Below are 11,308 nucleotides of genomic sequence, written 5' to 3' on the forward strand. Positions count from 1 at the left end.
CTCCGCATATCCTGCTTATTGAGTGCATCAATCCTGGCCCATTTCTGATTCAGCCCTTTCATCTGTTCCTGGTACTCCGCATTCAAAATGCTGTCTGTAGGCGCTATTTTAAGAAACTGATCCTGCTTCACCTGGATCAGCCCGTTCTGAATGGTAACCAGTTTATCGTTATAACCACTGAGTGTTTTTTGATATAGGTTCAGCTTATCCTCCAGCCTGGTTAAGATATCTCTCAGAGAGTATAAAAATCTAAGGGTATTGGACCGGTCTTCAACCTTAGTCCCCTTTTGTATATATTTAACTGTAAGATCTATATTGGGAAGATCCTGACTGATCGCAGTGGTATCAAAGCCCTTAGTCAACACCGCATTCATTTGGTTAAAGGCGTTGGTATAATATTCTACCCGGTCAATAAAAGTGTTTAAAGAAGTATCCCCTTTAGCAGTGATGCTGGTATCGGCCACTATTTTTTTCTTCTTGCCCGATTGGGCATGAAGTTGACCTGTACCTAACAGACCGCACAAGAGGATCAGAAGCGGGAGAAATATCTTAGGCATTGTTGTTCTTTCTTATGCTCAATATAAGAAATTATACGCGTTTCATTTGCGCGGCGGCCCGGTCAAAAAAACTTTTTTCTTTCAACTGGCCTTCCACTTCTTCTATTGCCCGCATCAGGTTATTTTCCGTATCGATCATTTCTGCAGTTGCCATCTTCAGTACGTCCCAGACCGGCTGCATTTGCCCAACCAGTATCTGTCCTTTCTCCGTAAGCTGCAGCAGTCTTTTACGTTCATCGATCTTATCTTTTTTAGAACGGATCAGTTTTTCCTTTTCCAGTTCTTTTAATAAACTGATGGTGGAGGGATGCGTATAACCAATTTCATTCGCAATTTCTACTACACTCAATACAGGTTTATGAAACAGGGTGTATATTACCGGGAACCATTTGGGTTCGAAATCAATTCCATGTGCTTTATAGACCTGGAAGCCATCTTTACGGATCTGATCACTCAGTCTCTGTAACCTGGTGGCTATGGCCAGTATCCCGGATTCATCAATTACATTCATAAAAATTTATTTGTTGGCGCCCAAATATAAACGATAAAATACATTATCAGCCATCATTCTGGGAAAGTAATCCGGTAAATCTGTTGCTGGTATGCAGACAAAGCCATTTTTCTCATAGAACCGATGTGCAGCCTTCAATACATCTATCGTACCGAGGTAAATAGAAGTAATCTGCTGCGCTTTACATTCCTGAATCAGAATATCGAGCAAACGTTGTGCAATGCCCAGTTCTTTTCCCCGGAATTCTTTTTTCACAAACATCTTTCTGATCACGCCCGTCTGATGTCCAACAGCCATTAGGGCAATGGACCCAATCAATTGGTCTTCGTGGGTCAGTGCCCCCCAGAAGTTTCCGCCAGGTTTAATATAACTGGTCTCAATATCCAACAGATCAGGCTGCCCTGCAAGGGTAACAGGAACCTGAAATTCAATTTGCTGGATGGGAAGGATAAGGTCAAGAATCTGGTTACAATAGGTATTGTTCAATGATTTTATTTCAAAAAGCTGTTCCATAAATATAGGTTATATACAAATATATGTAGTAGACTACATATATTAAAATATTTATCATACCGAAAGAAAAAAATAACCCGAACAACTACAGGCTTGCTTTGTTTTATACCTGTTATAACACAAAATAATTCAAAAGCTATGAATGCAGTAAAATCTTATGCAGCAAAAAGTGCTGACAAGCCTCTGGAGCCTTATCAGTTAGATCGCCGGGAACCAGGCGATCATGACATAGAGATCAAGATCTTATATTGCGGGGTATGCCATTCGGACATCCATACCGCCAGGAATGAATGGGGAGGCACCATGTATCCTGTAGTGCCGGGGCATGAGATTGTTGGCAAGGTTACCCGGACCGGCAGCAAAGTAAGCAAATTCAAAGTAGGTGATACGGTAGGTGTTGGTTGTTTTGTAGACTCCTGCGGCCATTGCAGAAACTGCGCAGAAGACAATGAACAATATTGTGAAAACGGGCATTCACAAACCTATAACTCCTTGCTACAAGATAAAAAGACCATTACCTATGGAGGTTATTCCAGCCATATCGTTGTTACAGAAAAATTTGTATTAAGTGTATCGGATAAATTACCCTTGGAAAAAGTAGCTCCGCTCCTTTGTGCAGGAATTACAACCTATTCGCCATTGAAACACTGGAATGTTAAAAAAGGCGATAAACTTGCTGTAGTAGGCTTAGGCGGGCTTGGCCATATGGCGGTTAAAATCGCAGCTTCCATGGGTGCCGAAGTCACTGTACTCAGCAGATCTAAAAGCAAAGAAAAGGATGCCCAGGAACTCGGTGCACATCATTTCGAGCTGACCACAGACAAAGAAAACATGAAAAGACTTGGTAACAGTTTCGATTTCATTATTGATACCGTTTCGGCAGAACATGATTACAATGAGTACCTGGCCTTACTACGTACCAATGGTGTTATGGTGCTGCTGGGTGTTCCGCCAACGCCTTCAGACGTTGCTGCCTTTCACCTCATTGGTGGCAGACGCAGTCTGGTCGGTTCCCTGGTTGGAGGCATCAAAGAAACCCAGGAAATGCTGGACTACTGTGCTGAACACAACATCACTTCTGATGTAGAGATGATCAATATTGACCAGATCAATGAAGCCTATGAACGAACACTTGCCGGCGATGTCCATTACCGCTTTGTTATAGATATGGCTTCTTTAAATTAATTTGTACAAAAGGATACAGATAAATCGCCGTAACCTGCGGCGGTTTATTTTTTCCTGAAAGACTCCAGGTAAAAATAACTATTTGCGTAGAGCAGCAAACTGCCCAATAAAGCTCCGCCAACAACATCTGTAAACCAATGAGCCCCCAGATAAACCCTCGAAAAAGGCACTAACAATACCAGCAATGCTGAAAAACCGCCAACAGTTAGCCTAATGAATATAGGTAATGTTTTTATATGAAACATCAGTACCACTAAGAATCCAAAGAACACTACATAAAAATTAACATGCCCACTGGGAAAGCTTAGTTGCCGGGTCTTCTCTAAAACATGAACAAAAGGTTCAGCAGGTCTGGGCCTTCCGGCAACAAATTTAATAAGGGTACTTGCTGCACCTGCCAAAAGCGTTGTCAGTATAAACAAAGCCTCCCGCTTGTATTTAAAAATAAAAAACAACAGCGCAGTAATCAATACAGTAAACAAGGAATAAGGCATCTCGCCGAACCAGCTCACCAAACGCATCGGCCCATCCAGTGTATTGCTGTGAAATCCCTGGACAAATTGAGAACATTCAATATCGACTGAAGACAATGGGGCCAAAGCAATAAATACGGTAAGTATAATAAAGCTCAATGCTATAAAAATCATCAGGTAATTGAAATTCTGTTTATCGATCAGGCGCATGCATTCTTTCTCAAGGTGCGGCAAATTTACATCTTATATCTGAACAAAATAATACTCTAAAAAGTGACGGAGATCACTTTTTAGACAAAGCCGTGTCATTTTACTACTCAGCGCCTTCTTGCACTTTTGTAACAAATACATGGCTATGTCAAAGATCAAAACTTTAACAGTAGAAACCCACTGCTACCATTGCGGTGAAGACCTTCCATTTTCCCCTTATATTTTAGCCGATAAACAGTTTTGTTGTTTGGGTTGCCAGGGTGTCTATCAGATCCTTTCCAGCCACAACCTGGAGAACTACTATGCCTACAACGATGTGCCTGGACAAACCCAGAAAACACAGACTCCCCGTTTGGAATATCTTGATGAGCCCACTATCACTACAGACCTGGTTGATTATCAGGATGAGGAGACTACAGTCATCACTTTTTATATTCCGGCCATCCATTGCAGCTCCTGTATCTGGCTGCTGGAAAATCTTTACAAGATCAATCCCGCTATTGTACAGTCGAGGATTGACTTTTTAAAGAAGCAGGTTGTGATTACGTTTAAAAATAAAGCTTTAAGCTTAAGGGAACTGGCCGAAACCTTATCCCGTATTGGTTACGAACCTCTGATCAGTTTGCAGGATGTGGTCAAAAAGCAGCAAAATGATGTTTCAGACCGTCAGCTGATCAGAAAAATTGCTGTTGCCGGCTTTTGTTTTGGAAATACCATGCTGCTGAGCTTTCCGGAATATTTTGGTTTGTCTGGCCTGGAACAGCAATTTAAAGATTTCTTCGGATGGTTAAATCTGGCCTTCTGCTTACCGGTAGTATTTTACTGCGGCCGCGACTACTTTTCTTCGGCCTGGGTCAATTTAAAAAATGGTGTACTCAACCTCGATTTTCCACTGGCGCTGGGTATTGCGGTTATGTTCCTTCGTTCTGCCGCCGAAATCTTCAGCCGCAGCGGCGCAGGTTTTGCAGATACCCTTTGCGGCCTGGTCTTTTTCTTATTAGTTGGCAGGTGGATGCAAAAACATACTTACCACCATCTTTCATTTGAGAGAGATTACCGTTCCTACTTTCCCGTTGCGGTAACGCTGCTGAAAGACAATAAGGAAAGTCCTCTTCCCCTCAATAAATTAAAACAGGGAGACCGGATCCTGATCCGAAGCAATGAAATTATCCCTGCAGACGCGATTTTATTAAACGGAACAGCAAAGCTTGATTTCAGTTTTGTAACCGGAGAGTCTATGCCTGTAGAAAAAGTATTGGGCGAAGTTGTCTATGCCGGAGGAAGACAACTCGATGGTGCCATTGAGCTGGAGGTGATCAAACCGGTGTCTCAAAGCTATCTGACCAGGTTGTGGAATAATGAAACCTTTACTGCGGATAAAGACCGGATCAAAACTTTTAGTGGTACGGCGAGCAAATATTTTAGCATCGCTTTACTCTCTGTTGCCATTGGCTCAGGTTTGTTTTGGCTTTCTAAAGAGGATCCGTCCAAAGCAATGGCCTCTTTTACAGCGGTGCTGATCATTGCCTGTCCCTGTGCGCTGGCCCTCAGCTCCCCTTTTACACTGGCAGCCGTACTGAGCATATTTGACAAGAATAAATTCTATTTAAAGAATACAGCTGTTATAGAAGAACTGGCCCGTATTGATACTTTTGTCTTTGACAAGACAGGCACAATAACCAATCCTGAAGCTGCAAATCTCAGTTTCAACGGAAAAATAACCGCTCTGCAAAAACAATGGGTAAGTGACCTTGCCCGAAATTCAGGGCACCCCTTAAGCCGTGAACTGGTTAAATGGATAGCACTTCCAAAACAATATACCGCGCTGGATTATCAGGAAAAAGTAGGCCGTGGGATCAGTGGACTTATAGATGGACAACTCATCCGTTTGGGCAGTACCACTTTTCTCGGCATTGACCCCATTCCCCAGCTTCAGGGAAGTTCTGTACATGTGATGATAGAGGATCAGTACCTGGGCTATTTTTTATCGAGCCAGCAATGGCGCAATGGATTTAAAGATCTGGTCCTTAACCTGGGCAGGCATGCGGATCTTCATTTACTTTCAGGAGACCAGGAACATGACCGCAAGAGCCTCATCCCTTTTTTCCCCAGCATTCAGCACATGCATTTCAGGCAATCGCCCCAAAACAAACTGGATTATATCAAAACACTGCAGAACAAGGGGCATAAAGTACTGATGTTTGGAGATGGCCTGAATGATGCAGGCGCTTTAAAACAAAGTGACCTGGGCGTGGCGGTAACGGACAACATCAACAATTTTACTCCAGGCTGCGATGCCATACTGGACGGCAGTAGTTTTAGCCGGATCCCAAATTTTGTCCGTCAGGCAAAAGATGCCGTCAGAGTCATCCATATGAGCTTCGGAATTTCACTGGCCTATAATGCGCTGGGTTTATTTTTTGCGGTACAGGGTACACTCTCGCCCCTGATTGCTGCTATACTAATGCCGGCAAGTACCATAACCATTATTTCTTTCACCAGTATAGCTGCAAGGTTATACGCCCGTAAAAATCATTTGTTATGAACATGATCTATATGCTGATCGGTATCAGTATCCTGCTGGCACTGATTTTTCTCCTCGCCTTTTTCTGGGCCAGTAAGACCGGGCAAAATGATGACACCTATACACCTTCGATACGCATGCTGTTCGACGAAGAAGCTACGGGAAAAGCAGATCAAAAAAGTGATGAAGATCACCTTTAGCCGAAGTTTGTATCATTCTCCATGCACGCGCACAGCACTAATTTTACCCTCAATAAACAACCATCATCATTTATTATGACTGAGAAATTTTACTACGACAACAAGATCGTCAGAAACTTTGCCATCGCCACCATTGTATGGGGAATTATCGGCATGACGGTTGGTTTGCTCATCGCCATGCAGCTTTTTAAACCTGCCCTGAACATGGGTAACCAGTACACCACTTTTGGCCGCATCAGGCCGCTGCACACCAATGCAGTAATTTTTGCCTTTGTTGGAAATGCCATCTTTATGGGTGTTTACTATTCGCTCCAGCGTTTGCTGAAAGCGAGGATGTTCAGCGACATTTTAAGTAAGATCCACTTTTGGGGCTGGCAGCTGATCATTGTCTCCGCAGTCATTACGCTTCCTTTGGGACTGACTACTTCTCATGAATATGCGGAGCTGGAATGGCCTATAGACATTGCTATCACCATTATCTGGGTGGTCTTCGGGATCAATATGTTTGGAACCATCATCAAGCGCCGGGAAAAACATATGTATGTGGCCATTTGGTTCTATATTGCCACTTTCGTTACCATTGCAGTACTGCATATTGTCAATTCATTTGAGCTTCCGGTTTCCGCTTTTAAAAGCTATTACTTATATGCTGGTGTACAGGATGCCCTGGTACAGTGGTGGTATGGCCATAATGCCGTTGCATTCTTCCTCACCACACCTTACCTGGGTATGATGTATTATTTTCTACCTAAAATGGCCCAGCGTCCGGTTTATTCCTATAAGCTGAGTATCCTTCATTTCTGGTCACTGATCTTTATTTACATCTGGGCAGGCCCACACCATTTGCTTTATACGTCTCTTCCGGGATGGGCGCAGTCATTGGGTGTTGCTTTCTCTGTGATGCTGATTGCTCCAAGCTGGGGCGGTATGATCAACGGATTGCTGACCCTGAGAGGTGCCTGGGATAAAGTACGCGAAGATCCAACCTTAAAATTCATGGTGGTCGGGATCACTGCTTATGGTATGGCCACCTTTGAAGGCCCTATGCTTGCCCTTAAGCAGATCAATGCCATTGCACACTATACCGACTGGATTGTTGCGCACGTACACGTAGGGGCACTTGGCTGGAACGGTTTCCTGACTTTTGGAATCCTATACTGGCTGATCCCGCGTATTTACAAAACAGAATTGTATTCTAAAAAGCTGGCTTCTTTCCACTTTTGGATAGGTACGCTGGGCATCATTTTCTACGCGGTGCCGCTTTATTTTGCCGGGTTTACCCAAGGACTGATGTGGAAAGAGTTTACAGAAGAGGGTGTACTGAAATACCCTAACTTCCTGGAAACTGTGATCCAGATCATTCCAATGTATATGTTAAGAGCCCTGGGTGGTGCCATGTACCTTTGCGGGGTTATCGTAATGACCTATAACATCATTAAAACCGCAAGAGCAGGAAAATTGCTGGCCAACGAACCTGCCGAAGCACAAGCACTTGCCAAAGAATATGTACCACAGGGTTCAGATAAAAAACTGCACCGTTTCCTGGAACGCAAACCTATGATTTTCATGGTGCTGTCTTTAATCGTGATCCTGATTGGCGGTATGATCGAGATGATGCCTACTTTCACCATCAAATCCAATATTCCAACGATCGCGAGTGTAAAACCTTACAGTCCGTTAGAATTGCAGGGAAGAGATGTTTACATCCGTGAAGGTTGTGTAAACTGCCACTCGCAGATGATCCGTCCGTTCCGTTCAGAAACGGAAAGGTATGGAGAATACAGCAAAGCGGGTGAGTTCGTTTATGACCATCCTTTCCTTTGGGGGTCCAAAAGGACCGGACCGGATTTGCAGCGTATTGGTGGAAAATACTCCGACTCCTGGCACTACAACCACTTACTCGATCCGCAAACCATGTCGCCTGGAAGTATTATGCCACCTTATGAATGGCTGATCACCCAGAAGCTGGATACCACCACCACCATTGCAAAGATCAACGCCATGCGTACACTGGGTGTACCTTATGAGCCGGGATATGAACACCAGGCCAATAAAGATCTGGACAAACAAGCCAGAGGTATTGCTGCTGATCTGAACAAGAACAACGTAAAAGTAAAAAGTGATAAAGAGATCATCGCCATTATTGCCTACCTGCAACGTTTGGGTATGGACATTAAAGCAAAATAAACGATACAGCTATGTTTAAACAATTTTTAGAACAGGTAGACGACAAGCAGGTATACCTGATCAGTTCCCTTGGAATATTTGTGCTCTTTTTCATTATCGTAGGCATTGTACTTTATATGATGAAAAAGGATGAAGTGAAATACATGAGCGAACTCCCGTTAAACGAAGAAGATTTATAATATGAGTTATTCAGACATATTGGTGATCGCCATGGGCCTCACCGCCATCATGGTACTGGGTGTTTCCGTCCTGATGCTTAAAGTGATCAAGTTCTACATCAAAGAATCTGTTGACCCTACCCCCTTTCTCAGTCCGGAAGAAAAAGTACAACGAGCCCTGGCCGAAGAACAAGCGCTGGCCCTGAAAAAGGCACAACCTTCGCTGCTGAGTAAATTAATGGGCTTACGACCCATATCTGAGGAAAAAGACCTGGTAATGGAGCATGAATTTGACGGCATTGCAGAGCTCAATAATCCAACACCGGCCTGGTTTATGGTCCTCTTCTATGGAACCATCATCTTCGCGGTGATCTATTTGTTCAATTATGAAGTACTGGGCTGGGGTCAAAACCAGGAACAGGAATACCATACAGAACTGGAACAGGCAGTACTGGCCAAAGAAGCTTTCCTGGCGAAACCTGGAAATGCCAAAAATGCAGTGAACGAGAACAACATTGAACAAAGTAAAGATCCGGCTGTGATCAATGAGGGTGCTTCGCTGTTCAAAACCAGGTGCACGCCCTGCCATGGGGAACATGCCCAGGGTATTGTGGGGCCCAACCTGACCGACGAGTACTGGCTTCATGGCGGAACCGTGAAAGACATCTTTAAGACCATTAAATATGGTGTGCCAGAAAAAGGGATGATTGCCTGGGAGAAATCGCTGAGCGCACAACAAATTGCAGATCTGACCAATTACATCTTATCCCTTCAGGGAAGTCATCCTGCCGGGGCAAAAGCACCTCAGGGTGAAAAACAAAAATAACCATGTCACAGAGCCCAGACCAGTTCAGAAACCAGATCTCTACCATAACAGACGACGGAAAGAAACGCAAATGGATTTATCCCCGTATTGTAAAGGGAAGCTTGTATAAATACCGTTCAGCTGTCAGTTCCTTTTTCCTGGCGCTGCTTTTTGCCGCACCGTTTATTAAAGTTAACGGAGAACAACTGGTGCTGCTGAATGTGCTGGAGAGGAAGTTTGTATTCTTCGGGATCATCTTCTGGCCCCAGGACTTCTACCTGTTTGTACTGGGCCTGCTGACTTTTATGGTATTTATCGTACTCTTTACTGTTGTATTTGGCCGGGTATTCTGCGGCTGGGCCTGCCCGCAAACTATTTTTATGGAAATGGTTTTCCGCCGGATAGAAAACTGGATTGAAGGCGACCATATCAAACAAAAAAAGCTGGATGATGGCCCGCTGACCACCGAAAAAGTGATTAAAAAAACGGTTAAACATGCGGCTTTCCTGGTGGTCTCCTTTTTTATTGCCAATATTTTCCTGGCCTATCTGATTGGCTCTGATGCATTGATCAAAATCATGACCGAACCTGTACAACAACACTTAAGTGGTTTTATTTCTATCTGTATCTTCACTTTTGTGTTTTACCTGGTCTTTTCCCGGATGCGGGAACTGGTTTGTACAGTAGCTTGTCCTTACGGACGCTTACAGGGGGTACTGCTCGACAACCAAAGTATCATTGTAGCCTACGATTATGAAAGAGGTGAACCAAGAGGAAAGCGCATTAAAGGAGAAGAAAATCTCCGGGGCGATTGCATTGACTGCAAGCTTTGTGTGCACGTTTGCCCTACCGGGATAGACATCCGGAATGGCACTCAGCTGGAGTGTATCAACTGTACCGCCTGCATAGATGCCTGCGATATGGTGATGGCAAAAATTGACCGGCCACTACGGCTGATCGGATTTAAATCTGAAGAAGAGATCAAACTGAAACAACCTTTTAAACTCAGCAAAAGGATTTACGGCTATAGTGCCGTCCTGTTGATTTTAATGAGTTTACTCAGTTACCTGCTCCTGAGCAGAAGCGATGTAAAAGCGACCATTTTAAGGGCCAGCGGAACGCTGTACCAGATCCGTGACCAAGATCATACCGTGAGTAACTTATATAATGCCGAACTGGTCAACAAAACCAGTAAGGACCTTAAATTTGAAATTGTACCGGAAGACCCGGCAGCAAAGATACTATTTATCCAAAAAGAGGATCAGCTCAAATACGGAGGCAGTACAAAACTGACCTTCTTTATCATCCTTCCACAAAACAGCATTAAGCAATATAAAACAGAAATTGGCTTTAAACTCCTTTCGGGAGGAAAGGTAATAGACCGCTTTCAAACCACTTTTATCGCACCACCAAATGATTAGATCTATGAACTGGAACTGGGGAACAAAATTAATGATCGGCCTGGCCGTCTTTATGACTTTCATTATTGTACTGGGTATAAAAATGATCCGGAGCAAAAGCGATGCACTGGTGGATAATGACTATTATGAAAAAGGTATTCATTACGACCAGGATTACTTAAAGAAAGAGAACGTAAAAAAGGAACATGCAGAACCTGTTGTAGAAAGAACAAGTGATACCCTTGTTATTAGCTTTAAACAAGCCGCTGCAGGTGAGGTACAACTGATCCGTACAGCAGACAAAAAGTTGGACCAGAAGCTGGAACTGAAAACAGATTCCAGAAATCAGTTTCGTATTCCTGTGGGCCAAAAGGCCAGTGGCTTATGGAAACTTAAAATGGAATGGAAAAACGATGGAAAATCTTATCTGTATGAAAAGGAGGTGATGTTGTAATGAGCGATAACCACCTGGCTTTTATGATTGGATTACTGGGCAGTGTACATTGCGTGGGGATGTGCGGTCCGCTGGCCTTTGCAGTTCCGTCTTTGCAGTCTGGTCGTATATACATTGTACTCGACAAATTA

Annotated in this window: 13 protein-coding genes; 9 read left to right on the top strand and 4 right to left on the bottom strand. The window is 43.7% G+C overall.

Annotated features, from left to right (window positions below):
- The 3 genes from VNZ46_RS04015 to VNZ46_RS04025 form a co-directional block, all read right to left on the bottom strand.
- Window positions 1-557, bottom strand: a 557-nt coding sequence (locus VNZ46_RS04015; RefSeq protein ID WP_325558822.1) for a hypothetical protein, incomplete at its 3' end; no start/stop codon positions are given.
- A 31-nt stretch (window positions 558-588) separates the two neighbouring features.
- Window positions 589-1,068: a MarR family winged helix-turn-helix transcriptional regulator gene (locus tag VNZ46_RS04020; RefSeq protein ID WP_325558823.1), complete on the bottom strand. Its 480-nt coding sequence runs from the start codon at window positions 1,066-1,068 to the stop codon at window positions 589-591.
- A gap of 6 nt (window positions 1,069-1,074) precedes the next feature.
- Window positions 1,075-1,581 (bottom strand): GNAT family N-acetyltransferase, encoded by a 507-nt coding sequence (locus VNZ46_RS04025; RefSeq protein WP_325558825.1) that lies wholly within the window; start codon window positions 1,579-1,581, stop codon window positions 1,075-1,077.
- Between the two features lie 138 nt (window positions 1,582-1,719).
- Here VNZ46_RS04025 and VNZ46_RS04030 point away from each other — a divergent pair, with 138 nt between their 5' ends.
- Complete coding sequence (locus VNZ46_RS04030) at window positions 1,720-2,766, top strand: NAD(P)-dependent alcohol dehydrogenase (protein WP_199075946.1); 1,047 nt, start codon at window positions 1,720-1,722, stop codon at window positions 2,764-2,766.
- 44 nt (window positions 2,767-2,810) lie between these two features.
- On the opposite strand, the gene VNZ46_RS04035 is transcribed toward VNZ46_RS04030, so the two are convergent.
- Complete coding sequence (locus tag VNZ46_RS04035; protein ID WP_325558827.1) at window positions 2,811-3,473, bottom strand: phosphatase PAP2 family protein; 663 nt, start codon at window positions 3,471-3,473, stop codon at window positions 2,811-2,813.
- A gap of 121 nt (window positions 3,474-3,594) precedes the next feature.
- Between VNZ46_RS04035 and VNZ46_RS04040 the strand changes: the two genes are divergently transcribed.
- The 8 genes from VNZ46_RS04040 to VNZ46_RS04075 all read left to right on the top strand — a co-directional run.
- Entirely contained in the window at window positions 3,595-5,994 is a 2,400-nt protein-coding gene (locus VNZ46_RS04040) for a heavy metal translocating P-type ATPase (RefSeq protein WP_325558828.1), read from the top strand.
- Window positions 5,991-6,173 (top strand): cbb3-type cytochrome oxidase assembly protein CcoS, encoded by a 183-nt coding sequence (ccoS, locus tag VNZ46_RS04045; protein WP_199075952.1) that lies wholly within the window; start codon window positions 5,991-5,993, stop codon window positions 6,171-6,173. The genes VNZ46_RS04040 and ccoS overlap by 4 nt, the downstream gene beginning before the upstream one ends.
- Before the next feature lie 75 nt (window positions 6,174-6,248).
- Window positions 6,249-8,360, top strand: coding sequence for a cytochrome-c oxidase, cbb3-type subunit I (gene ccoN / locus VNZ46_RS04050; protein WP_414693459.1), 2,112 nt, complete (start codon window positions 6,249-6,251; stop codon window positions 8,358-8,360).
- Window positions 8,361-8,371: 11 nt separating this feature from the next.
- Window positions 8,372-8,539: a hypothetical protein gene (locus VNZ46_RS04055; protein WP_166643920.1), complete on the top strand. Its 168-nt coding sequence runs from the start codon at window positions 8,372-8,374 to the stop codon at window positions 8,537-8,539.
- A 1-nt stretch (window position 8,540) separates the two neighbouring features.
- Window positions 8,541-9,344 carry a cbb3-type cytochrome c oxidase N-terminal domain-containing protein gene (locus VNZ46_RS04060; protein ID WP_325558830.1) on the top strand — a complete coding sequence of 268 codons (804 nt, stop codon included), beginning with the start codon at window positions 8,541-8,543 and terminating at the stop codon, window positions 9,342-9,344.
- 2 nt (window positions 9,345-9,346) lie between these two features.
- The gene (gene ccoG / locus VNZ46_RS04065; protein WP_325558831.1) at window positions 9,347-10,744 is read left to right on the top strand and encodes a cytochrome c oxidase accessory protein CcoG; all 1,398 of its coding nucleotides are present in this window, start codon (window positions 9,347-9,349) and stop codon (window positions 10,742-10,744) included.
- Window positions 10,745-10,748: 4 nt separating this feature from the next.
- Complete coding sequence (locus tag VNZ46_RS04070; protein ID WP_325558833.1) at window positions 10,749-11,177, top strand: FixH family protein; 429 nt, start codon at window positions 10,749-10,751, stop codon at window positions 11,175-11,177.
- Window positions 11,178-11,200: 23 nt separating this feature from the next.
- A partial coding sequence (locus VNZ46_RS04075; protein ID WP_325558835.1) for a sulfite exporter TauE/SafE family protein occupies window positions 11,201-11,308 on the top strand: 108 nt, incomplete at its 3' end.

The organism is Pedobacter sp. (assembly GCF_035566355.1).
In the GTDB taxonomy this organism is placed as follows: Bacteria; Bacteroidota; Bacteroidia; order Sphingobacteriales; family Sphingobacteriaceae; genus Pedobacter.

Excerpts from the sequence above, each read along its gene's own strand:
- VNZ46_RS04020 (WP_325558823.1), bottom strand. The coding sequence starts at position 1,068 with ATGAATGTAATTGATGAATCCGGGATACTGGCCATAGCCACCAGGTTA.
- VNZ46_RS04025 (WP_325558825.1), bottom strand. The coding sequence starts at position 1,581 with ATGGAACAGCTTTTTGAAATAAAATCATTGAACAATACCTATTGTAAC.
- VNZ46_RS04030 (WP_199075946.1), top strand. The coding sequence starts at position 1,720 with ATGAATGCAGTAAAATCTTATGCAGCAAAAAGTGCTGACAAGCCTCTG.
- VNZ46_RS04040 (WP_325558828.1), top strand. The coding sequence starts at position 3,595 with ATGTCAAAGATCAAAACTTTAACAGTAGAAACCCACTGCTACCATTGC.
- ccoS (WP_199075952.1), top strand. The coding sequence starts at position 5,991 with ATGAACATGATCTATATGCTGATCGGTATCAGTATCCTGCTGGCACTG.
- ccoN (WP_414693459.1), top strand. The coding sequence starts at position 6,249 with ATGACTGAGAAATTTTACTACGACAACAAGATCGTCAGAAACTTTGCC.
- VNZ46_RS04055 (WP_166643920.1), top strand. The coding sequence starts at position 8,372 with ATGTTTAAACAATTTTTAGAACAGGTAGACGACAAGCAGGTATACCTG.
- VNZ46_RS04060 (WP_325558830.1), top strand. The coding sequence starts at position 8,541 with ATGAGTTATTCAGACATATTGGTGATCGCCATGGGCCTCACCGCCATC.
- ccoG (WP_325558831.1), top strand. The coding sequence starts at position 9,347 with ATGTCACAGAGCCCAGACCAGTTCAGAAACCAGATCTCTACCATAACA.
- VNZ46_RS04070 (WP_325558833.1), top strand. The coding sequence starts at position 10,749 with ATGAACTGGAACTGGGGAACAAAATTAATGATCGGCCTGGCCGTCTTT.